Consider the following 25,910-nt stretch of genomic DNA (forward strand, 5'->3'; position numbering starts at 1 on the left):
ATATCATGTTTTAGAAATACTTAGGAATTGTTATAATTCCCTATCTTTGCCGCTCAATATTTTGAATCATGATTATAGTAAAAACAGCAGAAGAGATTGAATTAATGCGTCAAAGTGCGCTCATTGTATCTAAAACCTTAGGTATGTTGGCTAAAGAAACAAAAGAAGGTGTAACAACCAACCATTTGGATGCCATCGCGGAAGAATTTATTAGAGACCATGGTGCTTTACCTGGTTTTAAAGGCCTTTACGATTGTCCATCAACTTTACTTTGTAGTGTTAATGAAGCTGTAGTCCATGGTTTACCAACAGACACTCCTTTAAAAGATGGTGATATTGTTTCCATAGATTGTGGGTCATTTATGAATGGCTTTTATGGAGATCATGCTTATACTTTTGAAATTGGCAATGTTGCGGAAGAGACTAAGAAACTCATTCAGATTACTAAAGAATCACTTTACAAAGGTATTGAGCAATTAAAAATTGGCAATCGTGTTGGTGATGTTGGTTTTGCAATTCAACAATTTACTGAAGCAGAAGGTTATGGTGTCGTTAGAGAATTGGTTGGCCATGGTTTAGGAAGAAAAATGCACGAAGATCCTGAAATGCCAAATTACGGAAAACGTGGTCGTGGAAAGAAATTTATTGAAGGTATGGTTGTTGCCATTGAGCCTATGATTAATTTAGGAACACACAAAGTAAAACAATTGAGTGATGGTTGGACGATTGTTACTCAAGATGGGAAACCAAGTGTGCATTTTGAACACGATGTTGCTATTGTAGACGGAAAACCAGAAATACTTTCGACTTTTGCCTATGTGCATGAAGCTTTAGGTATTGTGACTAAAGAAGAAGAACCTTTTAGACAAAATGCATTAGTACTTTAATTATGAACATTGCACACTTAGAAAATGAATTAAACTCTTTAAGAGCAGAACTCAACGCTCATAAATTATACAGCTCTTTATCATCGATTAATGATATAAAAACTTTCATGGAGCAACATGTGTTTGCGGTATGGGATTTTATGTCTTTATTAAAAGCGCTTCAAAATCAATTAACGAACACTAAAGTGCCATGGACTCCTGTTAAAAACCCATCGACTGCTCGTTTTATTAACGAAATTGTTTTGGGTGAAGAAAGTGATGTTAATGAGTTGGGTGAGCCTAAAAGTCATTATGAAATGTATTTGGATGCCATGCACCAAGTTGGAGCAAGCACAATATCTATTGAACAATTTGTAGATTATATCAGACATGGGGACTCGGTTTCTATTGCTGCAGAAAAAGTAACATTGAATGTTGAAACCCTAAAATTCGTGGATTTTACATTTAAGATAATTGCAACAAATGAACCTCATAAAATTGCATCAGCATTTACATTTGGACGTGAAGATGTGATTCCTGATATGTTTTTTCAAATTATCAATCAGTCTAAAACCAGCGACAATACCTATAGTAAATTAACCTATTATTTAAAACGTCATATTGAATTAGATGGCGATGAACACGGCCCACTTTCATTAAAAATGATACAGGAATTATGCGGTGAGAATGAGCAAAAATGGAATGAAACTCTAGACGTTGCCAAAGCCGCTTTACAACATAGAATTACACTTTGGGATGGTATTTATGATTTAATTTCTAGTCAGGTAGACGCTTAAGAAAACAATTTGAAAAAACTCTTCAAACTTATATTAAACACTATACCCAGACCTTTACTCATAAGATTAAGCTACGTGGCACGCCCCATTTTAGCTTTCTTTTTAAAAGGAGATACATTCACGGATCCCATTGACAACAAAAGCTTTAAAACATTTTTACCTTATGGTTACGGTAATCAAAGGAACAATGTATTATCGCCTTCTACGTTAAGTTTAGAGCGTCACCGTTTATTATGGTTATATCTCAATCATAAAACCGAGTTTTTTACTGCGGAAAAAAAAGCATTGCATTTTGCGCCTGAGCAATGCTTTTTAAAACGTTTTAGAGCCCTTAAAAACCTAAAATATACCACTACAGATTTATTATCGCCTATTGCAGATGTTAAGGCTGATATTTGCGATTTGCCTTTTGAAGATAACAGTTATGATGTAATTCTCTGTAACCATGTTTTAGAGCATATTCCAGATGATACTAAAGCCATGCAAGAATTATACAGAGTTATGAAACCTGGTGGTTATGGTATTTTTCAGATTCCACAAGAATTAGATAGAGAAGTGACTTTTGAAGACGATTCTATTACAGATAGAGATGAGCGTGCTAAAATTTTTGGACAATACGATCACGTTCGTGTTTATGGTCGCGATTATTTTGATAAGCTTCGTTCTATAGGTTTTAAAGTTGAAGAAGTAGACTATACCGCTTCGCTTTCTGAGGAAGACATTGAAACATATTGCTTGGCTAAAGGTGAAATTATCCCTGTAGTTTATAAATAAAACAATTTGCTTAAATGACTCAACACATTATAATTGCCACAGGTGCACTTTTTGGCATGTTAGCTGTAATCTTTGGTGCCTTTGGGGCACATGCTTTAAAGAAAATCTTATCTACAGATCAATTGCATAGTTTTGAAGTTGGTGTTAAATACCAAATGTATCATGCCATTGTTTTATTAGCTATAGGTCTAAGCGCTACCAACGTGACCTCAGCAACGTATTGGTGTTTCACAATTGGTATTATATTATTCTCGTTTAGTATTTACGGTTTGATTTTATCGGATGCCAAAGGCAAAAAACTTCGGTTTTTAGGACCTGTGACTCCGATTGGTGGTTTACTTTTAGTTGTTGGTTGGTTGTTGGTATTGATAAATGCACTTCAATAAAACTTAAAGTCAAAAAAATTACTGCTTCACTATTTTAGAGGTAAATTCTCTTCCATTACTAACCACTTTCATTAGATATAAACCTGTTGTTAAATTTGATACATCTAGTGTTTTAGATTTACTTTCTAAAACGAGTTCACCTAATAAGTTATACATTTCAATTGTATCTATTGTTAAACTAGATTGAATGTGTAATTCGTTTTGTACAGGATTAGGATAGATATTAATTTCAGAAACTTTAAACTCTGGTGTAGACAAATTACCATCTTGTACTAATAAATCAAACCATAACGAACCTCCTCTATCAGTAGAATCATCATTCCAAGCTTGTAAATAATAAGATGTATTAGGAGATACAGAGACATCTTCTAATGATGCATTACTGCACCCATTGTCTAAGGGAACTAAATCATAACAATCTCCTTCCCATAATTGTAAATTGTATCCTGAATCTATAATAACATCAACCGTTAGATTTTCACCTGAATTAAAGGCAAACCAAACATCTTTTCTATTAGCGACATCACTGCAACTAGGTGTTTGTAAGGACGTCGTGGCAAATTCATTATTTGCTGTTATCATTTCACCGAAGGTCAATAGATTAATGGTATATCCACAATTATCATTTGAATTGACTCCGCAAACATTTTCTACTTCAAAATTACTATTACATCCAGGTGCATTATTTTCAAAAATACCTGGAAGCATAACACCTTCTTCTATATTACTATCTATAAAAAAACAGACTTGATCTGTACTACAAATTGATAAATTGGGATTGTTTCTTATAATTAAACCATCATCAAAATAACTTCCTGCAAAGATTGCACTAATATCTGTTAAGTTCTGATTGCCTTCTATATATAAAAAATCATCAAAACCACTGGACACAAGACCATTTAAACTTTGAAGATTATTGTTATTAGAAATATGAACTGTTTCTCCATATATTTCATCAAGACCTGTTAAATCTATGAGACTGTCATTATCAGAGATACTTGTATATTCTGCTGCTGCATAATTTTCTAATCCATTTAAGTTTAAAAGGGCATCATTGTTTTCAATATAAAGCCAAGTAAGTGGACTAAAAGAACTAGGTGCACCATCTACACTAAGCAACATAGGGTTATTAGTAATAGTAAATGAGCTTTCAAAATCAGATTGACTTTGAAAATTTTCTAATCCATTAATCGTTAATAATGATGCGTTATTAGATATAGAAAACGTCGTGCCTGTACCTTCAACATATTGTATAATTATATTAGGGTTTAAGCCATTTGTATTTTGTAATATTAAATTATTACTAATTGAAAAACTCGTACAAGATTCTATTTGATGAAGTCCGTTTAAATCGGTAATATCATCTCCTGAAATAACAAAGCTATCAACTTCTGTACAGTTTGGATAGTTGGTAGCAAAGGCATCTATTTCTGCTTGTGAAATAAATATGCCTCCTGTTGGTGGACATTGACTAAAACTTAGTATTGGTAATAAGAAAAAGAAGAGTAGTAAATGTTTCATTTTTTGGCATTTACTCTAAAGGTAAAAAAAAATTTAGAATAATAGCAATAGAACTATTCCTATGATGATATAGAATAGCACAAGAAAAAGTTCTAATTTATTTTGCTTTAAATACTTCATAAATGATAAAAAAAGTTGGACTAAAATTAATTAGTCCAACTTTTCGAAATTTTAGAATTAATTTTACTATTATTAGTTTACGTTAACCGTATTACCACAACCCGAATTTTTGCGGTACACTTGTACATTAGTAGAATCATAAGCATTACTTCCACCAGACTTCGTTATTTTTTGTAAATAAGCATCTTGATCACAGCTCCATCTGGCTGTTCCACCAGCACTAATTCTTGTTCCTGGATTACTACTTCCAGCTCTACCTACATAAATTTCATTATTCGAGTTATTACGAAGTGTTACCGTGTTTTTTAACTCTGATGCCTGATAGTTTGCCTCATTTTGTTTTATTCTTCTTTGCAAGTCTTTATACTCTGGCGTAGCCTTGATTGAATCGTTATAACGTTTTATTTCTTCGTCTCCAGCTTCTCTTGCGCGTTTAATTTTGGCGATATCTGTTTTGTCTTGGGCCGTTATTGGACTCGCTTGTTTGGCTTTCATAGCCGTGACGTAATCGTTAAATATCTTTTCAATATTTACAGTTTGAATATACTTATAGGTTGGTGATTGTCCTGTAGCTTCTAACTTTGCTTTCATGCGTCCTAAAAAACCACCTTTCTTCTTTTTCTTCTTTCCTGTGTCATCTTTTGCTTCGCTACGGTCTTTAACCATAACATATACAGCAGTGACATTTTTCACTTCTGGAACACCGTCACTTGGTATGTAACTAATCTTAAATAACAAATCGTCGATTACCATATAACCATCGAGTCCTCTTTTGTAAGTGTTTTTTATGGTCATTACATTTGGGTAACTATCTACTCTATCATAATCGCCTAGTTCAGACGCTCCAAAACCACCATAACTTTCTGAAACGGGTTTAGCTTCAAAACCCACAGGTTGTCCTGTTGCCAATTTTTTTACGGTTATTGTTACCACTGGTTTTCCACTTACAATAGCTATAGTACCATCGTCATTTATAGATATGCCAGAAAAACCTTCGTAGGTTGCTGTCTCACCATTAGCCTCTAGAGCTTCGTAAAAGGTTTTTTGAGCTTGCGCTATGGTTGCTGTAAAAATTAGAGCAACCGTTATCATTATTTTTTTCATAATAGGTTAAATTTTAAGTTTATATAGTGTCAAATATCGAATATGACAGAGCTAAAAAATGAAGTAAGTTTCTGAAATGCCGTTTTTAACTTCTAAAAAATAAGGACTTCTAAAAATTTGAATTACCCCGAAATTTATTCAGAAACCGCTACAACAAACGCTTTAATTTTTTGTTGTGTCATAGCAATAACCTTCGCTTCATTTTTGCTGTAAAAATTACTATAACTAAAGTCCGTCCAATCTTCGCTATCTGCATCTGCTGCTTTTACCATAACAAAACTTTCGTTATCGTAGGTAATAACAAAAAGTCCGTAATCGTTGTAAAAAACAGGAATCCCCAACTCTTTACTTTCGTCTTTTTGATACTTATAAATTGCAGGCATACATTGAGCACAAGCCGCAATTGCTAATACCTTATCGCCTGCAAACTCTCCGTATTGAAAAAGTTTAGATTTGGTTGGCTTATTGCCTATCCCCTTTTCGGCTTCTAACAAATGGTAAGTACCGTTAATGGCTTCTGTAGGAATTTCACTTTGAGAAAAAAGTACAGATGATGTAAATGCTATAATAAGGTAGGCTATAATTGTTTTCATAATTAGGTTATGTTTTAGATTTATGACACAAATATCTATGATGCTGTCGTTGGTTTAGTGTATCAGTTTCTAAAACACCACTTTCAACTTCTAAACAAAAAAATCTCGTAAGCCTTACACTTACGAGATTTCTAAAAAAACACAACTATGTATTATTCCTTGATGAAACGTTTGGTTGAAACGTTTCCGTTTACATCTTCTATTTTAATTAAGAATACTCCGTTTGGTAAACGAGAAACATCAATCTGTTTATTTTCAGTTCTAATCACTTCTTTACCTAAAATAGAATAGACGCTTGCTTGTTTGATGTTTTGAGTCATTTCTATGTTTAATATTGAATTTGTTGGATTTGGATATAGTTTGATTTCATTTTCATTTAGTTGAAAATCATTTGTACTTAAAAATGGTGCTCCAAACTCATAAACTCCCATATCTACAGTTGTATTAAAAACACGTTGGTTTCCTAATAAATCTGTGGATTCAAAAACAAAACTGTTGTCTCCTGTATCAACCGCAGGCGAACCAGAAGTTAATGTAAAGTCCCCATTTGCAGCATCCGTAAATAGAGGATTAGAGTTAGTTGTATTACTTGTATTTGTAATTACAGCATCGTTAAAATTGGCTTCATCTATAGAATTTAAAACATTTACAGATGTAGGTGGCTGTTCATATAAATCTGTTATAGAACGTGCAGTTAAACCACCAGTAGCTGTATTACCCCAAAAAATAGAATTAGCTACTGTTGTATTTACTGCCCCTGCATTTCCACTTCTACTTATAGCTAACGTTGATCTACTAAAGTTATTTAAATTTTGCTCTGTACCTGTATCGCTATTACTAACGAATGTAGAATTAATGATGTCTATATTTAAAGTAGAACTGCTACTAATACTTAAATTCCTAAGCCATGCCGAACTACCAGCATAGCCTTGTGCAGTTGTACTATTCAAATTTCCTGCAATATTACCATCAAATAAACTATTGGTAATATTTATATTTGCATCAGTATCGTCACGAACAAAGCTATATATAGCTGTTGCCCATCGAGCCATATTATTAGAGAATATACAGTTTTCAATATTCAACTCACCTAATATCCCTGTTCCATTAAGATCATATTCAGCTAATAAACCTGCATTGCCGTTTCTTGAAACATTATCTTTTATAATACAATTTTTAAGGGTTAGCTTAATAACCCCAGAATCTTTTACAATTGCACCACCACTCTCAAAAGCATCTAAATTATTATGTGCATCACTTACTATTATACCTTCTAATAATAAATTATTTCCGTATTCCGTAATATTTATGACATGGTAACTATTATCTGCATTTCGAGTTGTGTTTGAATAGCTAGAAATAAAATCGGTTATATTTACATCATTATCTTGTAAATCTCCTGATAAAATAGTCGTATTTAAAACATGATCTGCATCAGATTCCTGAGTTTCTGTTCCATTAAACCCTCCGATAATTTTTAAATTTTCTTTGTTTACTGTAAAATAAATGCTTCTATCAAAAGCATGTGGTTTATAATTACCTGACGCAACCCAAATATGATCACCAGAGTTTGCCAAATCTAACGCTGTATTTAAATTAATATATGCATCAGACCAGCTACTACCATCATTATTTCCTGTTGCATTATAGTTAACATAAGTTGGTATTCCTGTATTCTTAAAAATAAGGGGTGCAGACCATGATGAATAACTACCATTTCCACAATCTTTTCTAACATAAACTTTATAAGTTTCTGGCGATGTTCCAGTAATAGTTGTACTTGCTCCTCCTGAAACACTTGAAACAACTGTAGCAGAAGAAAAAGGTTGAGAAACTTCATGATACGCAATATCCACAGTTTGTGTACCTGGTACATTTACATCTATATTTGTAGCTGTAATATTAGAAGTAAATAACTGATTAGTAATTCCTACACAAAAATTATAGTCACCAATAGATGTTATTTCTGCAGCTGATATCTCTCTATCATAAATTAATATATCATCAATAACGTCTCTATAACTGCTTGTAGCCGTCGGGTATGAAGATCTATTTCTTGCTAAACCAACAATACCGTTACTATCAAATCCTCTATTACTATAACTTGAGGCACTTGGATTCCCAGTCGAATCCACTAATTGCCCGTCAACATAAATTTTTGAAATTAACATATGTGTTGTAATAGCAATATGATGCCATTGATCATCACTAATATCCATAGATGTTATATTATAAACAATATAGTTAGAACCCACATTAAATCTTGAATAGTGGTTTATCTCTCCATCTTTTAAATAAATATGGTAACCTTTGTTAAAAGTTCCTCCAAGGTCATAAATTATTGTTCTTTCATTATTATCATTGGTTGCCGTCTTAATCCAAAATGACAAAGAAATATCATCATAAGAAGAGTCGTGATCTAAGTTTACTCGTTGAAAATCATCTCCATTTAACTGTAAAGCTCCATTAGCTGTACCAAATCTATCATTAACAAATAGTGAAGCTGATCCATGTTGAGAAAAATTAGCGCCATTAGCACCATCTACTAAAGACCCATTATCAAATCCATACTGAGCTATTAAATTAGTAGTAGGAAATTGGGCGAAAGAAAAACTACATATAAGTAGTAATAAATAAAATAATTTTGTTTTACTCACGAGACATTTATTAATTATGTGTTCGTTAAAAAATGTAATTTTTTTCATAATTGGTTTTTATTAAGATTTAGAAAACAAATATCTACTATGAAGCTTCATTAAAATGGGGTGGGTTTCTGAAACACCATTTTCAACTTCTAAACAAAAAAAATCTCGTAAGCATAACACTTACGAGATTTCTAAAAAAAACAAAACTATGTATTATTGTTTGATAAAACGTTTGGTTGAAACGTTTCCGTTTTCATCTTCTATTTTAATTAAAAATATGCCGTTTAATAAACGAGAAACATCGATCTGTTTATTTTGGGTTTTTAATACTTCTTTACCTAACATAGAATAGACAGTTGCTTGTTTGATGTTTTTAGTCATTTCTATATTTAAAATTGAATTTGTTGGGTTTGGGTGTAATGAGATTGTGTTTAGATTAAATTCATCTACGCTTAATGCTGCGCAATCTTCGCTATAACTTGCTGTTGCATCTTTCTGCCAAGTTGTTGGTGGTGTGAAGGCTGCGTCTATTTGAATGCACGTTAAATCTTGGTTGTTAAGTGCATTAAATTGAACAAAATTCGCATTGTTTCCATTTGCAACGTTTAAACTTGTTAAGGAATTGTTGTTCGCTTGTAAAACATTTAAAAAGGTGTTGTTTGATATATCTAAACTTGTAAAACTATTATCATCAATCTGTAAAGATTCTAGAGCTAAATTTGACGAGACATCTAAACTTGTTAAACCATTATTTATACCCTTTATATTTTTTAAAGCTGTATTGGATGACAGGTCTAAATTTGTTAAAGCATTAGATTGAAAGGATAGATTTTCTAAAGCAGTATTTGATGATATATCTAGATTCGTTAAACCATTAAAGTCTAAAACGACACGTACTAAAACGGTATTATTAGAGAGATCTATACTTGTGATACTATTATTATAACAACTTAAATAAACTAAAGCCGTATTAGAAGATATATCTATACTTGTTAAATTATTGTTACCAGAAGATAATACTACTAAAGCTGTATTAGATGATACATTTAAACTTGAAATACTGCTATTATCATCACACCAAAGACGGGTTAAAAGCGTGTTTGTTGAGACATCTAAACTAGACAATGCGTTAGATTGACAAAGCAATTCTAACAAAGCTGTATTTTGAGAAATATCTAAACTCGTTAATGCATTATCTCGACAATTTAAAACTGAAATATTTGTAAAGGCCTCTATACCTGTTAAATCTGAAATATTTAAACCATTAACAATTACGGCTCCCGTAAAAGCACTAGCCTCACTACACTGTATTTCTGTATCACCATTGGTATTTATGGCAGTATTACCAACTAAGTAAGCTTTAAAGTTTGCGTCTGGGATGGTTACTGTGCAAGGTGTATAAGGTGAAAACACAATATCATCAACTCCAAAATTTTGTGAGCTTCCATTAGTTGCTGTTATATCTATTATACTAACATTAGTCCAATTTAAGTTCACTGTAACAGCATTTTGAGCAACATTCGCTGTTACAACGGCATTACCTGGACTATTAACTGGTGTAAAAGTCCAGTTAACAGTACTAGCATTAGCAGAAAAAGCTTTGAGGCTTTGAATATCTACTGCAGGAAAAAAAGCTAATCGAACAACTTGTTCAGGTTGCTGATTCATAACAGCCTTGCCTGTAGTACCTTGATTAAAAGTGCCAAGCAGAATAGGTGTACCGCTACCACTGGCAGAAAAGTTAACCTCGTAACCATTAACAATTTGCTTTGCAATAATGTTTTGATTAGATGAACCAAAACTTAGTAATGTTCCTGTCTCCCAATCAAAAGTCTGTCCATAACTCAATGCAGAAATTATAGTAAATAAAAAAAGTAATTTTGTTTTACTCACGAAACATGTATGGATTAAGTGTTTGTGAAAAAATGTAATTTTTTTCATAATAGGTTAAGAATTTTAAAGTTTATAAAAACAAATATCTTAATCCAACCTACTAAAATTGTAACTAAATTTCTGAAACAGCACTTTCAACTTCTAAAGCAAACTACCCTATATTCTGTACAATAGTTAAAAACTCTTCCTTTTTATCTTTTGAGACAGAAACCGTTTCATCATTATCCATAATAATATAGCCTCCATCTTTTTTATAATATTCTTTAATATACTTTAAGTTGATTAAGTACGAACGATGTGGTCTGTAAAACATAGGAATAGTATCTAATAATTCTTCAAAATGTTTTAATGGCTTACTGATTAACAGCTCTGAAGCATCTTGCACATGAACTTTGGTGTACATACCATCTGCCTTTAATAGGATGATATCATCAAAATTTACAAACTTGATACCGTCGGCTACTGGAAGTGCTATTTTTTTAAAATTAGACGATTTTAAACTTTTCTGAAGCTCATCTAATTTAATGTTAATATGAGATTTACCGATATTATCAATTGCTTTCTCTATGGCTTCACTAAGCTTATCTAACCGCAATGGTTTTAATAAATAATCTACAGCCGAAAGTTCAAAAGCCTTAACAGCGTATTCGCTATAAGCCGTTGTAAATATAATTTCGAAATTACGATGTGTTTCCTCCAAAAAATCAAAAATTTCTAAACCCGAATGCTCTGGCATTTCAATATCTAAAAATACAATTTGTGGTTGTTCTGCTTTTATAATTTCAACACCACTTAACAAATCTTCAGCCGTGAAAATAACAGCAACTTTTGGGCAATTCTCCTCTATTAGTATATTAAGCAATTTTCTTGCTTTAGGTTCGTCGTCTATAATTACTACTTTCATATGTGTTTATTTTATTAGAGCATGTTTAATGATTAACCTGTAGTGTATGGGATTGTAATATCAACTTGCGTACCTACAGGTATATCTTTATCAAACAGATCGGTAATAATGACACCAACTTGTTTTTCCTTTCCGTAGTTTAATAATGCTAATCGATCTTGAGTAGCTTTAGTAGCAAAAGACGGATGACTTTTACGACTTCTCGATTTAAACTTTTCGGCTTGCGCTCTACCAACACCATTATCTACAATAATACATCTCACCGTTTTCACTTTATCATTTATAAAGAAATTGATTCTTAAATTACGATCTGTTTTACGATGTAACAACCCATGTTTTAAGGCATTTTCTACATAGGGTTGAATAAGCATGGTAGGAATATAAGCTTCGTTTGGCTTTAAACTGCCAGATGTTGAAATGCTATAATGTAATTTATCCTCAAAACGTAACTTCTCTAATTCTAAATACATTTCCAAACAATCAATTTCTTCTTGTAAGGTAATTTTCCCCTTGGTGCTATGGTTTAAGTAAGTTCTTATTAAATTTGCGAACTTTCCCAAATATATAGTTGCTAATATTTTTTGGTTTAAAACAATATATTCTTGTATCGAATTTAAAGCATTGAATATAAAATGCGGATTCATCTGCGAGCGTAAATTTTCTAGTTTTAAAGCGATTAACTCATTATCTAAAGAGAGTTGTCTAATCTCTAATTCTTTCGCTATTTCCTTCTTTTTTAATTTCCTTTTGTAATACAAAATAATGAGACCTACAAAAGATAAACTGTAGGCTAAAATAAACCACCACTTTTTCCAATATGGCAATTTGATATTCAATGTAATACTCTGAACGTTACTTTCAGTCCCGTCAATAATCGATGTAGGCCTCACCTGAAATGTATATTTCCCCACTGGTAGGCTACTATATTTTACGGTATTCACACCTAAATCTGTAGTAATCCAGTTATTATTATAACCAACTAAACGGTATTGATAGGTTTTATTTATATTGTATAAAATCCCGTTAACATTAAAACTAAATTGTACTGAATTCTGATTATAATCTAAATCATAATCTGTTCCTAGATTGGTCGATTCTTCATTAATTTTTATATCGTTAAAATAAATTTCGGGTTGCGACGTTTTTTTAAACACCTTCTCTTTATCAAAAGAAAAAATCCCCTTATTTGAAGACAACACCACGCGATTCTTTAAGACTTCGATTCCTGAAATTTTATAAGATAAAATACCATCTGTCTTGTTTAAATTTTTAAAATCCTTCCTATCCGTATTGAACACTTGCAAACCTTTTGGTGTCGCTATCCAAACCGAATTTTCATCAGCCTTTAAATATTTAATCTGATCAGACAACAAGCCTTCTTTTGTAGTGTAATGCGCAATAACTTGATTATCCCTTATTGCAAAAATTCCATTTTTAAACGTTCCCACCCAAACGATGCCATCTGCAGTTTCCGTAATAGAAATGGCTAAAATCTCTTTCTCGTGATAGCGTATTGTAGTGGACTTAAGATCGTTATCTAAAACTAATAAATCATCGACATACCCAATAAAAATAGTATTGCTATTTTCACTGTAGTAGGTTGTATAGATCCGCTTGTTATCAGAAAATGTTTTAACTAACTCTGCATTATTATTCAAAAAAGCCAATCGGCTATACGTTCCAAAAAGTGTCATCGTTTCATTAACACGAGAAAAACTTTTCACACCAAGAAATTCATGTTTTTTTATGGTTTCTAATGTCTTGTTATTTACAAAATAAGCACCATCGTCGATACTTACATAACTATATCCAATGTTAGAATTATACTGTATTGCAGAGACTTTATTACCCAGGTTAGCAGATGCTTTATAAGTAAAAGCATCAACGTTTAAAAACCCTACGACTCCACTTTTAGAACCAAAAAACACAAGCGAATCATTCACCTTATCGATAGCCATAATATCATCGCTGTTTTCAGGTAATTTATGTTTTATAACCTCTATATTCGGAATTAAATGAACACCATTAGTAAGTGTGGACACCCAAAAATTTTGATCTTTATCAATGATAACGTCAGTAACGATTTCATCTTCTAATATTTGGTTTTTAAGTGTGAATTCATTTTTATCGTTTTCATAAATATAAATTCCGGTATGGGTTAACACCCACATATTGTCCTTTATGATCTTTATCCTAATAATCCTTTTATTTTTCAGAAGTTCTAATCCTATTGTAGCATCCGTAGTGCCTGTATTTAGGTTGATACTTCTAAACATGTTTTTATACTTAAACTGTTGAGAAAAAAATAAAATCTCGTTTAATTTAAAAACTTGAGTTTGACCTTGTGCTGTAGTCATACCTTTAGAGCCACGGTAGTGAATATTGAGCAAAAACTGATTGGTCTCCTTTAAGACTTTATTAAATAGTTTTACAGTATAAAAACTGATTATCATGTATGAATCCTTGAGTGGCATCAATCTAATACCACCATCATCACTAACTTCTTTTAAAAGTATTTTCTTGGTAAATAAATCAATGACATATATCGAATGACTTGCGGTTATTAAAAGTTTGTTATCTCGTATAGTGTAATTTGCTAACTTCCCTTTTAACTCCTCTTTTAAATCTATAAAGGTGATGAGTTGGTTGTTTTCAACATAAAAAAACTGTCCTGAAATATTAGTGCACCAAATGCGACCTTTTTCATCTTCAAAAAGTTCAAAAACGGATAGGCCTCGTTTTTCTGCGTTAGTATATTGGGTATAGGTTTTGCCATCATAACGATATAAACCCGTATCTGAAGCCAACCAAATAAACCCTTTACTATCTTCTAAAACATTATAAAACTCAATATCTGGTAGGCCATCTTTTTCAGTAAGATGAATAGACACAGGTTCTTGCGCACACAAAAAATGCAAGCCTAGTAGCAATACAATAAAAAGTAGTGTTTTCTTCAACATTTAAAAATTGTAGATAAAACTACAATAAATTACAAATTGTAAGCCTATAAGCTTTTAAAAGTGTGTTTTTGACTGCTGAAGGTCCTTGTTTTTATTGTGGAAAGTTATTTAATGAAATGCTTTCAAATTCTTTTGCTTCATTCTCAAAAATAATAAACACTTTTAATTCCGGGTGTCGCTCTGCAAATGCCTTTACTTTATCTATTCCCATAGCCTGAAATGCCGTGGCATAAGCATCTGCCGTCATACAATCTTCTGCCAATACAGAAACACTAAGAATATTTGTTTTTGAAGGATAACCTGTTTTCGTATCTATAATATGAGCATAACGGTTTCCGTTGTCATCAATTTTAAATTTACGGTAGGTGCCAGAGGTTGCCATCGCTTCATCTTGTAATGCAATCACTTTAGAGTAGGATTGTTCTCCTTCAAAATTTGGATCATCGATACCAACTTTCCATGTTGATTGCTTTTCGACATTCAGCCCTCTTACTCGAATTTCACCTCCTATTTCAACTATATAATCAGTTATATTTTTTTGTTCTAAAAACTCACCAATCACATCCACACCATAACCTTTGGCAATGGCATTAAAATCTAAAAACGAAGCATTATTTTTTATAATCTTATGGTCTTTTAACCCCATTCTATTGAAACCGACTGACTTCATTAGACTATTAATAGCTGTACTGTCAATGTTTGTAATTTTACCTTCGGGACCAAAATCCCATGCGTTTACGACCGCTCCAATAGTAGGATCAAAAGCACCTTCTGTGGCTCTGTAAATTTGCTTGGCATTATTAAAAACACGTGCAAAATGTGCATCAACTTCAATAGCTTCTCCTTTGTTTAGTCTTGAAATTTTAGAATCCGGAATGTATGTTGACATCGATTGATTCACCACATTAAAAAGGCTATCAAACTGTTTTTGGTAGTTCACATCATTTTCAGAATGGTACTGAACACTGTACGATGTTCCAAAAACCGGACCTGATAATTTGATGTTTTTTGGTTCGTGTTCACAAGCAAATAATGTAGCAATAAAAATGAGATAAAATATATTTTTCATAGGACTTCAAATAGGGATTTGACGGCATTCAGCCAGACATTGAGATTAGTGAATTAATTTAAATTCATATCAAGAACCTGAATACCGTTGTATTCAATGAGGTATTCTTCGTTTAAATAAAGAGGTAAATCTTCACCGTCAGGATTTCCTAATCCTACACCCGCATACAATACTTTAGCATCCTTTTCAAAAGCATGTTTCTTAAAGGTTTCCATCCAAACCACATCATAATTATTGGGGTTATCTGGTAAAATCACGGCACGGACTACCACAAAGTAATATTGACTATTCTTATCGATACAGACAAATTGTGGATGCCGTTTCAACTTAGAATTAATAGCTATGAACTCGAAACCACGCGCCTCCAGGTCTTTACCAACATGGTTCATGGCGAGATTATGTACTTCTTGTGGTGTTAGTGGTTTACTCATATAGCAAAAATACAAACTTGCTATTTAAAACGCACAAATTTCGAACTACTAAACCTATAATTTGAAACAGAAATAGCCGTATCATCTTCGAGTTGATACCATGGAGAAATCACTGCGTCTTCAAGATTCTTTACTAAATGCACACTTTGGGCTGGTGTATTGCCTTGAAATAATAAAAACAATTTATCTCCTTGCACGTTAACAACCTCATCTGCGACCATAACTATATGTCCTGGTGAACCACCTTTAATGAGCATATCTCCTATTTTTAAATCTTTCGCTTTAACGGCTTCTAGCTCATTGTACAATGATAACGTCCCAGAATACATATATATTAAATTTAAGTATTTATAGAAGTTGTCTTTTGAAGTATTGGCACTTGCCGTTTTATGAAACGTGACTTTATTTCCGTTAATTTTAGGTCTATACCCTTCAGCATATTTGGTCCAAGAACAATAATGCCCAGATGTAAAGTTAAAACCTATTTCGTTTTTTCTATTGTTGTCCCACAGGTATTCACTTCGTATTCTAATCAATGCATCTGCACATTGTTGTAGTCCATTTTTAGGTACAGGAATCTCTAAAACACCAATATGGCCGCCTTGCCAGAAATAGTTGGTGTCATCGTAATTAATGATTTTACTTCCAAAGGCTTTTAATTTGTAATTCCTGAGATACGCTTCAAAACTTCCTTCGGTATAATTGACACGTTTATAACCTTCAGGAATATTAACTCTAGATGCAATCGTTAAACTATCTTTATTAATAAGACTTGGTGTTTCAATACTTGATATAACGATACTAACCACTTTTTTTACTGGTTTAAACTGAAACGCTAAAACAGCAAGTGATGTTAAGATTAAAATGGCGAGTAGAACTTTTTTCATATTTTAAATAACGACAAAAAAATTTAGTTTCGTATGTTGAAGACTGAATTATAGTTTGTTAATGTAAGATTTCCGAATCAATTCGGCTTTACTATTAATATCTCAATCGAATTATTGTTAGCATTTAAAAACAGAAATAGAGGATAAATCAGAATTGATTCATAGCGAAATAATATACTACATAATTATATTATTACCTTGCCCGAAAATATTTTAAATGAGATGTAATATCTTAATTCTCGCTATAGTATTACTTTCCGGCTGTAAAAACAAACATCCATTACCAAACCCCTTAGAAGCAGGTTGGAAAGGCCATGCAGTTTGCGAGGTTTTAGAAGATAATAAAGAACTAAGAGTACTTAAATGCACTTTTGAACCTGGCGTTGGGCACGAGAAACATTACCACAATCCACATGTTGGTTATACTTTAGTTGGAGGAAAATTTAGAATTACAGATCACACAGGCACACGAGAGGTTAATGTACCAACTGGTTATACCTTCAGTAAAGATTCTATCACCTCTCACGAAGTTTTAAATATTGGTGAGACAACTTCTGTTTATTTAATTATGGAATACAAGTAAATTCTCTCAAGATAGATACTTTTATCGCCGAATAATGCCGACAAATATGAAGCAAAGTCAAATTAAAATTTATATTTGTCAATTAACACCCCAAACTCATCTATTTTGTCTATCCCTAATACACAAAAGAAGAGTAGTATTGATTTGTTAGATTTCATCCAAGAACGAGCCTCGATAGGCACTTGGGAGTATAATCCTACATCTACTATTCTTAATTGGAGCACTCAAACCAAGAAAATTCACGAAGTTCCCCTAGATTATAAACCTAATGTTGAAATGGGTCTCGCATTCTACAAAGAAGGTTACAGTAGAGATACCATTAGCACATTATTTACCAATTGTATTGAAAATCACGATACTTTTGATGTAGAAATACAAATAATAACTCACACCGGAAAAGAAAAATGGGTGAGAACCATTGGTACGCCTATCGTAGAAAACCATAAGTGCATTCTAGTTCAAGGTTTGTTTCAAGATATAGATAAAAAAGCAAAAAACTCAAAAGAGTTGGCTTACAAAGAACTCTTACTCAGAAAAACCTTTGAAACGGCATTAGTTGGTATGGCCATTGTTGATTTAGAGGGTAATTGGATTGATATTAATAAAAGCTTATGCAATACCTTTGGTTATAGTAGGGAAGAAATCGAGAACCTCTCCTTTATGGATCTAACGCATCCAGACGATCTACGAAAGGACTATAAAGCCATGATGAAGTTAATAAGTGGCAAAATTGATCACTATGAAGTTGAACAACGTTATATCTGTAAAAAAGGTAAAACTATTTGGGCGAAATTATCAACATCATTAGTAAGAGACGACCACGGAAAACCTGTGCATTTTGTAGCTCAAATCAATGATGTTTCGCAGATTGTAGAAACAAGTAAAAAAGTAAATCAGCTTTTAGAAACTACAGAAGATCAAAATAAACGTCTCTTAAATTTTGCTCATATTGTATCTCATAATTTAAGATCTCACTATGGTAACTTAGACATGTTACTTGATATTATAAAAATGGATCTGCCGGAAACCACCGATAACGAAATATTTCCTTTAGTAGAGCAAGCCGTCAGTCATTTAGGTGAAACAGTAGCTAACTTAAATGAAGTGGCTGCCATTAATATTCAAAAAGATTTAAATACAGAACCGCTAAATCTATCAAAATGTTTGAATGGCGCGATTTCTAGTATTTCAGCTATGATATTAGAGTCTAAAACAACACTCTCAGTAAACATTAACCCAGAGCAATATATCATTGGAGTACCTGCCTATTTAGATAGTATTATATTAAATTTTCTAACCAATGCTATTAAGTATAAAAAACCAAATGTTCCTGCTAACATCGAAATAAGCACAACAATTAAAAATGATTTTGTAGTGCTACAAGTTAAAGACTACGGACAAGGTATAGATCTCAAAAAATATGGTGAAAAACTTTTTGGCATGTATAAAACATTCCACAAGCATGATGACTCTCGTGGCTTAGGTTTATTTATAACAAAAAATCAAGTTGAAGCCATTGGTGGAAAAATAGAAGTGGAAAGTGAAGTTCAAGTAGGTACAACCTTTTATATATATTTAAAAACGCATGAATAAAATTGACGTAGCATGTATCATCGATGATGATCCGATATTTATTTTTGGTGCAAAAAGAATGATGGAATTATCAGATTTTTGTAAATCGTTTATGGTATTTAAAAATGGACAAGAAGCCTTAAATAACTTAAAGCCAATAATGATTTCTGGTGAAGATGTTCCAGATATCATACTATTAGATATCAATATGCCCATAATGGATGGTTGGGAATTCTTAGATGAGTTTGTTAAAATTGCATCTCATAAATTGATTACTATATATATCGTAAGTTCTTCTATTGACCCTGTAGACCTAAATCGTGCAAAACATTATAAAACGATATCTAATTACATTATAAAACCAATATCTACAGATACACTAAAGGAGATATTAGAAATAGAATTGTCCAAATAAAAATAGGCCATGTCTTATCTTTATGTAAACTAAATTCAATCGTGAAAATTCTCCTAAAATTTAGAAATTCGATATTTACTCATTTAAAATTTAAACAATAAAAAACCAACTCATATGAGTTGGTTTTTATTTTATAGACTTTCTAACTAAAAAATTAGAAAGACAATTTTAATATGGTGACTTAGGATTACCCCCCAAAGTCATCAAATCTAATATGCTCATCTGGGATTCCGAAATCCTCACCCATTTTTTGAACTGCTTGGTTCATTAGTGGAGGTCCACAGAAATATAATTCTATATCTTCTGGTGCTTCATGAAGACTAAGGTAGTTATCTATTACACAATTATGAATAAAGCCTACAAAACCATCACCTGCCTCGTCATTGATATCTTTTTTAACTTTCCAATTATCACTTTCCAAAGGTTCAGATAGTGCTAAATAGAATTTAAAGTTTGGAAAATCTTTTTCTAAAGCTCTGAAGTAATGGATGTAGAATAATTCAGCTTTAGAACGTCCACCATACCAATACGTTACTTTACGCCCTGTTTTTAACGTTCTAAATAATTCGTATAAATGCGATCGCATTGGAGCCATACCTGCTCCACCACCAACATATAACATTTCTGAATCAGATTCATTAATAAAGAACTCTCCATAAGGTCCAGAAATAGTAACTTTATCTCCCACTTTCTGATTAAAAATATACGATGAAGCAATACCTGGATTAACGTCCATCCAACCGCCTTTGGCGCGATCAAAAGGAGGAGTTGCAACCCTAACGTTAAGCATTATTTTTCTTCCTTCAGCAGGATATGAAGCCATAGAATAAGCACGTTCAACAAGCTCATCGTTTTTCATCACTAAAGGCCATAATCCAAACTTTTCCCAATCTGCCTTAAATTTATCTGGTTCTCCTGGGTGTGCAGATACATCCATATCAGCATACTTTATTTCACATTGAGGAATCTCAATTTGAATATAGCCACCTGCCTTATAATTCATATCTTCTGGAATTTCAACAACAAATTCCTTAATAAATGTAGCAACATTATAGTTTGAAACTACAGTAGCTTCCCATTTCTTAATACCAAATACTTCTTCAGGAATGGTGATTTCCATATCCTGCTTTACTTTAACCTGACAAGATAAACGTGCACCATGTGCCAATTCTTTTCTAGAAAAGTGAGGTGTTTCTGTCGGGAGCGCTTCTCCTCCACCAGATAACACGTGACATTCGCATTGAATACAAGTTCCTCCACCACCACATGCAGATGGTAAGAAAATCTTGTTACCTCCTAAAGTGGATAATAAAGTGCCGCCGGAAGCGACTTCAATTTCACGCTCACCATTAATAGTGATTTTAACTGGTCCTGATGGAGACAGTTTTTGTTTCACTACAAGTAAAAGCGTTACTAATAATAAAGTAACTATTAAAAACGCGACAACTGTAGCGATCACCGTTTCTATTGGGGTTGCTGCTAATACCATATTCCTTATTATTTTTTTTCTGTATCGTTTATTGTTTCAATAACAAGACTAGAAGCCTCGTCGCTCTCATCAGCAATGTTTGTTACCATGCCAACCGTATTTTCTACTGTTTCTTCAGTTGCTTCCTCTTCACCTCCTGTTAACATCCCACCAAAACTCATAAAACCAATCGCCATTAAGCCAGTAATAATAAATGTAATTCCTAATCCTCTTAAAGGTGCCGGTACATTACTATATCTAATTTTTTCTCTAATTGCTGCAATAGCTACAATGGCTAAAAACCAACCAATTCCTGATCCAATACCATAATTAAGTGCTAAACCTAAGGTTTCTATTTCTCGAGATTGCATAAATAAAGAACCACCTAATATGGCACAGTTAACTGCAATTAGCGGTAAAAATATACCCAATGAATTATATAATGATGGCGAAAATTTCTCTACAATGATTTCAACTAACTGAACCATTGTTGCAATAGTTGCAATAAACATAATGAATGATAAGAAACCTAAGTCGTACTCTGCATATTCTGGTCCTAACCATCTTAAAGCTCCTTCTTGTAACAAATACTGATCTAATAACCAGTTTAAAGGTACTGTAATTGCTAATACAAAAATTACAGCAGCTCCTAGACCTACTGCTGTAGATACTTTTTTAGACACAGCCAAATAAGAACACATACCTAAGAAGTATGCAAAAACCATGTTGTCTACAAATATCGATTTGAAAAATAATTCTATATGTTCCATATATTTTGTTTTTAGTTGTTAGTCCTTAGTTGCTGAAGAGTAATATCTACAAACAATTAGTGACCATAAACTAATTTAGTCTTCTATTAATTCTTTATTTCTACTACGTTGTACCCAAATTATTAAACCTACTACAATTAAAGCCATAGGAGGTAATACCATAAATCCATTGTTTTCATAGCCAATTGCATATAATCCTGTTTTCTCAACAGAATCTCCAAGAACTTTAAATCCAAATAAAGTTCCTGAACCTAAAAGTTCTCTAAAGAAACCAACGATTACAAGTATTAAACCATAACCAGCTGCATTACCAATACCATCTAAGAATGATTGCCATGGTTTGTTTGCTAATGCAAAAGCTTCAAAACGTCCCATAATGATACAGTTGGTAATAATTAAACCAATAAATACTGAAAGCTCCTTACTTAAACTATAAGCAAATGCTTTTAACACCTGATCTACAATAATCACTAAGGTTGCTACAACAATTAATTGTACAATAATTCTAATCTTAGATGGTATAATATTTCTCATTAAAGAGATTACTACGTTACCAACACTTAGTACAAAAACTACAGAGATTGCCATTACAATAGACGGCTTTAATTGTGCCGTAATTGCTAATGCTGAACATATACCCAATACCTGAATAGTGATAGGGTTGTCATCCGCTAATGGATCTAAAATTAGTTTACTATCTTTTTTTGATAAAAGTCCCATACATTTTTATTTTAATGTCTTGAAATAAGGCACATACATTTTTAAATCTTTCTTAATCATTGCTGTTACACCATCTCCTGTAATGGTAGCACCTGCAATTGCATCTACGGCATTATCCGTTTTTCTCTCGTTTTTAGGATCGGCATTACCTTTTGCGACAGTGATCCCTTTAAATGCATCAGCATCTCCAAAAATATGTTCACCTGCAAAATCATCCATAAAATAACGCTGCTTTATCTCTGCACCTAAGCCAGGTGTTTCACCAGCGTGATCAAAAAAGACACCTTGAACAACCATTGCTTTATCAACAGCTACAAATCCCCAAATAGCATCCCATAATCCTTTACCTCTAATTGGAATAACATAGATTGGTTGGCCATCTTTTATACCTTTAAACAAAGGTAATTTCCTAGTATAATTAGGATCTTTTGCTTTTGTTTCCTCTTTTTTAATATCTATTAAATACGCTTCTGAATTTAATGAATCTATTTTAGAACCTTCAATAACATATTGCTTAGTAATAGTGTTAGTAAATTCTTCTTCTACTTTATCTGTAGAAATGAACGCAACATCACTTGTACCCTCATTGGCATTAATGCCCATGGCATACAATATATTCTGTTGTTTTTCAAAACGTTTATTAGCATCCACTAAAGGTTTTAAGCCTGAAGCAAGTCCTGCAAGTATAGAACCCACTACTAACACCATAACAATGGCAAAAATAATGGTGTAACTATTTTTTTCTGTATCGATTGCCATAATTTAAGCTGTTTTTAATTTTGCTCTTTTTAATCTTCTTTTCACATTGCCCTGCACTACATAATGATCTATCGTTGGTGCAAACACATTCATTAACAATATCGCTAACATTACTCCTTCTGGATATGCAGGGTTAAAGACACGAATCATAATAGATACGAAACCTATTAGAAAACCGTATATCCATTTCCCTTTATTAGTTTGAGATGCCGTAACAGGATCTGTTGCCATATAAACAATACCAAATGCCATACCACCAATTAATAAATGATGCCAGAACTCAGTACTCATTAGTCCGTAAAATTTACTTGTATCTGTGATCCATCCTGCCGCTACGACTAGGTTAAAGATATACCCCATTACTAAAGCACCAATAACAGAACTTAGCATTATTCTCCAGCTTCCAATTTTTGTAAAAATCAGAAATAAGCCACCTAACAAGATTAATAATGTAGATGTTTCACCTATTGAACCAGGAATAAAACCGAAAAACATATCCATTACAGAATAGTCAACACCATGCGATTGGGCTAAACTACCTAAAATAGTTTCACCTGATATAGCATCGGCCGTTGAACCATTTGCAATTTCTTTAGTTCTTTGTACAGCTCCTTCTACCCATACTTTATCACCACTCATCCACGTAGGATAAGCAAAGAATAAGAATGCTCTAATAGTTAATGCAGGGTTTAAAATGTTCATCCCTGTACCACCAAATACTTCTTTCCCGATAACAACACCGAAAACAACTGCAACAACTAGCATCCATAACGGAATATCTATTGGAACAATTAATGGTACTAACATTCCTGTTACTAAGTAGCCTTCTTCAACTTCGTGTCCTTTTATAACTGCAAAAAGGAACTCAACACCTAAACCAACACCATAAGAAATTAGTAGTATTGGTAGCACTTTCCAAAATCCTAAAGAAAAATTCTGTAATGTCCAGAATTCACTACTAAAGAAACCACTTGTTACTGCTTCTATTTCGCCTGCTGCTACATAATGCTGATAACCGGCATTGAACATACCAAAGATTAGGCACGGAATTAAAGCCATAATTACCGTGTTCATCGTACGTTTTAAATCGTCTGCCGCCTTAATATGTGTACCGCCATGTGCAGTATCATTAGGCGTATAAAGAAAAGTATGTAAAGCATTGAAGGCTGGTGCCATCTTAGTTCCCTTATATTTTTCTCTTAAGCTATGTAAGTTTTGTTTTAAACCCATTATCTATTTTTTAACCGATTTCTTCTAACATTAAATCCAAGCCTGCTCTAATAATCTGCTGATGTGGTTGTTTAGACACACATACAAATTCTGTTAAAGCAAAATCTTCAGGAGCGACTTCATACATGCCTAAAGCCTCCATTTCATCTAAATCTTTATACAAACATGCTTTTAAGATTTGCATTGGATAGATATCTAATGGAAAAACTTGCTCGTAATTACCCGTAAGCACAAAATTTCTATGCTCACCATTCATGTTAGTGCTTAAGTCATATTTCTTATTTGGTGTTAACCACGAAAAAGTTAAAGCTCTTGTGTTAGAGACTTTATCAAAAACGGGCTTATTCCATCCAAATAATTCGTAGTCGTTACCTTCAGGAATTACAGAAATTATATTACTATAATAATCTAAGTAACCATCTGGCTGAACACGTTTTCCTGACAATACATTCCCTGAAATAAAACGATCGTTACCGTCTCTTTCAACTCCGTTATCATAAACCATAGTTGCAATTTCAGAACCTAATTTTGTTCTAAAATACCTTGGTTTTTTAACTGAAGATCCTGCTAAGGCAATGATACGTTCCGCGTTAAACTTCCCTGTTAATAATAACTCACCAATAATTACTAAATCTTGCGCATTAACGGTCCATACAGTTTCACCTTTATTAACAGGGCTAACCTTATTAATTAAAGTTCCAACATTACCTGATGGATGTGGGCCAGAAACGTTATATGTCGTAACATTTTGCAAATTAGCTAAAGGTGACTTAGAACTCCCTATAGAAACATGCACTCCACCATCCGTTAATTTGGATAATGCAGTAACTGCTGCTTGCAATTCAGCTTCCTTACCAGCTAAGGTAAAGTCTAAATCTGCTGCTAAAGGTGCACTTGCATAACCAGAAACAAAGATAGCTTTTGGCGTACTGTCTGCTTTGGCGACAACATCGTAAGGACGTTGCTTGATAAAAGCCCAACAACCTGAAGCCAACAAATGAGCTTTAGTTTTTTCTGCATCTGAAGTCAAATCAAACTTCCCATGATCTACATAAGTTTGCTCTTTATCCGCTGTTATTTTAATAGCGTCTATACGACGCCTTGGTCCACGCTGTACTTCCGTTACCTCGCCAGAAACTGGGGAAACAAATTTCATCGTTTCGTTATCCTTGTTATAAAACAAAGTTTCACCTGCTTTTACACGTGCCCCTTCTTTTGCAACAAGTTTTGGAATAATACTGTGGAAATCTTCGGGTCTTATAGAGTAGAAATTGCTAATAATAGCATTCTCTGTAGTATGCTCGGCTTCACCGACCAACTTTATATCTAAACCCTTTTTAATTTTGATGTCTTTTGACATATACTTAAAGATTAGTTACCTAAAAATCGCTGCAAATTTACGAATTAATGCTTAAAAAAGCCCCAAATTAAAGCATCTTTTTT

23 protein-coding genes are annotated in these 25,910 nt (G+C 32.9%); 7 read left to right on the top strand and 16 right to left on the bottom strand.

Annotation, left to right across the window (positions count from 1 at the left end; genetic code table 11):
* The first annotated feature begins 68 nt into the window (after positions 1-68).
* From map to HM986_RS01845, 4 genes are read left to right on the top strand one after another with little or no spacing between them, the layout of a single operon-like run.
* A complete protein-coding gene (map, locus tag HM986_RS01830) occupies positions 69-887 on the top strand; it encodes a type I methionyl aminopeptidase (RefSeq protein ID WP_179333379.1) in 819 nt (272 codons plus the stop codon).
* 2 nt (positions 888-889) lie between these two features.
* Positions 890-1,663: a DUF3050 domain-containing protein gene (locus HM986_RS01835; RefSeq protein ID WP_179333380.1), complete on the top strand. Its 774-nt coding sequence runs from the start codon at positions 890-892 to the stop codon at positions 1,661-1,663.
* A 9-nt stretch (positions 1,664-1,672) separates the two neighbouring features.
* A complete protein-coding gene (locus tag HM986_RS01840; RefSeq protein WP_179333381.1) occupies positions 1,673-2,437 on the top strand; it encodes a class I SAM-dependent methyltransferase in 765 nt (254 codons plus the stop codon).
* A gap of 14 nt (positions 2,438-2,451) precedes the next feature.
* A complete protein-coding gene (locus HM986_RS01845) occupies positions 2,452-2,823 on the top strand; it encodes a DUF423 domain-containing protein (RefSeq protein WP_179333382.1) in 372 nt (123 codons plus the stop codon).
* A gap of 18 nt (positions 2,824-2,841) precedes the next feature.
* Here the strand turns inward: HM986_RS01845 and HM986_RS01850 are convergent, their stop codons facing one another.
* The 10 genes from HM986_RS01850 to HM986_RS01895 all read right to left on the bottom strand — a co-directional run bounded on the left by HM986_RS01850 (position 2,842) and on the right by HM986_RS01895 (position 16,950).
* Positions 2,842-4,344: a T9SS type A sorting domain-containing protein gene (locus HM986_RS01850; RefSeq protein ID WP_179333383.1), complete on the bottom strand. Its 1,503-nt coding sequence runs from the start codon at positions 4,342-4,344 to the stop codon at positions 2,842-2,844.
* A 192-nt stretch (positions 4,345-4,536) separates the two neighbouring features.
* Complete coding sequence (locus HM986_RS01855) at positions 4,537-5,568, bottom strand: hypothetical protein (RefSeq protein ID WP_179333384.1); 1,032 nt, start codon at positions 5,566-5,568, stop codon at positions 4,537-4,539.
* A gap of 134 nt (positions 5,569-5,702) precedes the next feature.
* Positions 5,703-6,161: a hypothetical protein gene (locus HM986_RS01860; RefSeq protein ID WP_173587277.1), complete on the bottom strand. Its 459-nt coding sequence runs from the start codon at positions 6,159-6,161 to the stop codon at positions 5,703-5,705.
* Between the two features lie 152 nt (positions 6,162-6,313).
* Positions 6,314-8,818: a LamG-like jellyroll fold domain-containing protein gene (locus tag HM986_RS01865; RefSeq protein ID WP_179333385.1), complete on the bottom strand. Its 2,505-nt coding sequence runs from the start codon at positions 8,816-8,818 to the stop codon at positions 6,314-6,316.
* A 201-nt stretch (positions 8,819-9,019) separates the two neighbouring features.
* Complete coding sequence (locus tag HM986_RS17790) at positions 9,020-10,699, bottom strand: leucine-rich repeat domain-containing protein (RefSeq protein WP_179333386.1); 1,680 nt, start codon at positions 10,697-10,699, stop codon at positions 9,020-9,022.
* 151 nt (positions 10,700-10,850) lie between these two features.
* A complete protein-coding gene (locus HM986_RS01875; RefSeq protein WP_179312839.1) occupies positions 10,851-11,603 on the bottom strand; it encodes a LytR/AlgR family response regulator transcription factor in 753 nt (250 codons plus the stop codon).
* Between the two features lie 32 nt (positions 11,604-11,635).
* On the bottom strand, positions 11,636-14,563 hold the full coding sequence (locus tag HM986_RS01880) for a sensor histidine kinase (RefSeq protein ID WP_179333387.1): 2,928 nt from the start codon (positions 14,561-14,563) through the stop codon (positions 11,636-11,638).
* Positions 14,564-14,654: 91 nt separating this feature from the next.
* A complete protein-coding gene (locus tag HM986_RS01885; protein WP_179333388.1) occupies positions 14,655-15,632 on the bottom strand; it encodes an FAD:protein FMN transferase in 978 nt (325 codons plus the stop codon).
* Positions 15,633-15,685: 53 nt separating this feature from the next.
* Positions 15,686-16,063 (bottom strand): Na(+)-translocating NADH-quinone reductase subunit F, encoded by a 378-nt coding sequence (locus HM986_RS01890; RefSeq protein WP_178983540.1) that lies wholly within the window; start codon positions 16,061-16,063, stop codon positions 15,686-15,688.
* A 20-nt stretch (positions 16,064-16,083) separates the two neighbouring features.
* A complete protein-coding gene (locus tag HM986_RS01895) occupies positions 16,084-16,950 on the bottom strand; it encodes a DUF4846 domain-containing protein (RefSeq protein WP_179333389.1) in 867 nt (288 codons plus the stop codon).
* A gap of 217 nt (positions 16,951-17,167) precedes the next feature.
* On the opposite strand from HM986_RS01895, the gene HM986_RS01900 reads away from it, so the two are divergent.
* From HM986_RS01900 to HM986_RS01910, 3 genes are all read left to right on the top strand, one after another.
* The gene (locus HM986_RS01900) at positions 17,168-17,533 is read left to right on the top strand and encodes a cupin domain-containing protein (RefSeq protein WP_179333390.1); all 366 of its coding nucleotides are present in this window, start codon (positions 17,168-17,170) and stop codon (positions 17,531-17,533) included.
* Between the two features lie 75 nt (positions 17,534-17,608).
* Positions 17,609-19,126 carry a PAS domain-containing sensor histidine kinase gene (locus tag HM986_RS01905; protein WP_179333391.1) on the top strand — a complete coding sequence of 506 codons (1,518 nt, stop codon included), beginning with the start codon at positions 17,609-17,611 and terminating at the stop codon, positions 19,124-19,126.
* Positions 19,119-19,520: a response regulator gene (locus HM986_RS01910; RefSeq protein WP_179333392.1), complete on the top strand. Its 402-nt coding sequence runs from the start codon at positions 19,119-19,121 to the stop codon at positions 19,518-19,520. The genes HM986_RS01905 and HM986_RS01910 overlap by 8 nt, the downstream gene beginning before the upstream one ends.
* Before the next feature lie 187 nt (positions 19,521-19,707).
* Here HM986_RS01910 and nqrF read toward each other — a convergent pair whose 3' ends face one another.
* The 6 genes from nqrF to HM986_RS01940 form a co-directional block, all read right to left on the bottom strand.
* Positions 19,708-21,009 (bottom strand): NADH:ubiquinone reductase (Na(+)-transporting) subunit F, encoded by a 1,302-nt coding sequence (nqrF, locus tag HM986_RS01915; RefSeq protein ID WP_179333393.1) that lies wholly within the window; start codon positions 21,007-21,009, stop codon positions 19,708-19,710.
* A gap of 8 nt (positions 21,010-21,017) precedes the next feature.
* Entirely contained in the window at positions 21,018-21,758 is a 741-nt protein-coding gene (nqrE, locus tag HM986_RS01920; RefSeq protein WP_179333394.1) for an NADH:ubiquinone reductase (Na(+)-transporting) subunit E, read from the bottom strand.
* Between the two features lie 75 nt (positions 21,759-21,833).
* Complete coding sequence (locus HM986_RS01925) at positions 21,834-22,478, bottom strand: NADH:ubiquinone reductase (Na(+)-transporting) subunit D (RefSeq protein WP_179333395.1); 645 nt, start codon at positions 22,476-22,478, stop codon at positions 21,834-21,836.
* Between the two features lie 6 nt (positions 22,479-22,484).
* The gene (locus HM986_RS01930) at positions 22,485-23,237 is read right to left on the bottom strand and encodes a Na(+)-translocating NADH-quinone reductase subunit C (RefSeq protein ID WP_179333396.1); all 753 of its coding nucleotides are present in this window, start codon (positions 23,235-23,237) and stop codon (positions 22,485-22,487) included.
* Positions 23,238-23,240: 3 nt separating this feature from the next.
* Positions 23,241-24,467: an NADH:ubiquinone reductase (Na(+)-transporting) subunit B gene (locus HM986_RS01935; RefSeq protein ID WP_179333397.1), complete on the bottom strand. Its 1,227-nt coding sequence runs from the start codon at positions 24,465-24,467 to the stop codon at positions 23,241-23,243.
* A 10-nt stretch (positions 24,468-24,477) separates the two neighbouring features.
* Positions 24,478-25,827, bottom strand: a complete 1,350-nt coding sequence (locus HM986_RS01940) for a Na(+)-translocating NADH-quinone reductase subunit A (protein WP_179333398.1) — start codon at positions 25,825-25,827, stop codon at positions 24,478-24,480.
* Positions 25,828-25,910 lie beyond the last annotated feature (83 nt).

The sequence above is a fragment of the Winogradskyella costae genome (assembly GCF_013403865.1).
In the GTDB taxonomy this organism is placed as follows: Bacteria; Bacteroidota; Bacteroidia; order Flavobacteriales; family Flavobacteriaceae; genus Winogradskyella; species Winogradskyella costae.

Coding starts and splice junctions, on each gene's coding strand:
- map (WP_179333379.1), top strand. CDS start 69: ATGATTATAGTAAAAACAGCAGAAGAGATTGAATTAATGCGTCAAAGT.
- HM986_RS01835 (WP_179333380.1), top strand. CDS start 890: ATGAACATTGCACACTTAGAAAATGAATTAAACTCTTTAAGAGCAGAA.
- HM986_RS01845 (WP_179333382.1), top strand. CDS start 2,452: ATGACTCAACACATTATAATTGCCACAGGTGCACTTTTTGGCATGTTA.
- HM986_RS01850 (WP_179333383.1), bottom strand. CDS start 4,344: ATGAAACATTTACTACTCTTCTTTTTCTTATTACCAATACTAAGTTTT.
- HM986_RS01855 (WP_179333384.1), bottom strand. CDS start 5,568: ATGAAAAAAATAATGATAACGGTTGCTCTAATTTTTACAGCAACCATA.
- HM986_RS01860 (WP_173587277.1), bottom strand. CDS start 6,161: ATGAAAACAATTATAGCCTACCTTATTATAGCATTTACATCATCTGTA.
- HM986_RS01875 (WP_179312839.1), bottom strand. CDS start 11,603: ATGAAAGTAGTAATTATAGACGACGAACCTAAAGCAAGAAAATTGCTT.
- HM986_RS01880 (WP_179333387.1), bottom strand. CDS start 14,563: ATGTTGAAGAAAACACTACTTTTTATTGTATTGCTACTAGGCTTGCAT.
- HM986_RS01885 (WP_179333388.1), bottom strand. CDS start 15,632: ATGAAAAATATATTTTATCTCATTTTTATTGCTACATTATTTGCTTGT.
- HM986_RS01890 (WP_178983540.1), bottom strand. CDS start 16,063: ATGAGTAAACCACTAACACCACAAGAAGTACATAATCTCGCCATGAAC.
- HM986_RS01895 (WP_179333389.1), bottom strand. CDS start 16,950: ATGAAAAAAGTTCTACTCGCCATTTTAATCTTAACATCACTTGCTGTT.
- HM986_RS01900 (WP_179333390.1), top strand. CDS start 17,168: ATGAGATGTAATATCTTAATTCTCGCTATAGTATTACTTTCCGGCTGT.
- HM986_RS01910 (WP_179333392.1), top strand. CDS start 19,119: ATGAATAAAATTGACGTAGCATGTATCATCGATGATGATCCGATATTT.
- nqrF (WP_179333393.1), bottom strand. CDS start 21,009: ATGGTATTAGCAGCAACCCCAATAGAAACGGTGATCGCTACAGTTGTC.
- nqrE (WP_179333394.1), bottom strand. CDS start 21,758: ATGGAACATATAGAATTATTTTTCAAATCGATATTTGTAGACAACATG.
- HM986_RS01925 (WP_179333395.1), bottom strand. CDS start 22,478: ATGGGACTTTTATCAAAAAAAGATAGTAAACTAATTTTAGATCCATTA.
- HM986_RS01930 (WP_179333396.1), bottom strand. CDS start 23,237: ATGGCAATCGATACAGAAAAAAATAGTTACACCATTATTTTTGCCATT.
- HM986_RS01935 (WP_179333397.1), bottom strand. CDS start 24,467: ATGGGTTTAAAACAAAACTTACATAGCTTAAGAGAAAAATATAAGGGA.
- HM986_RS01940 (WP_179333398.1), bottom strand. CDS start 25,827: ATGTCAAAAGACATCAAAATTAAAAAGGGTTTAGATATAAAGTTGGTC.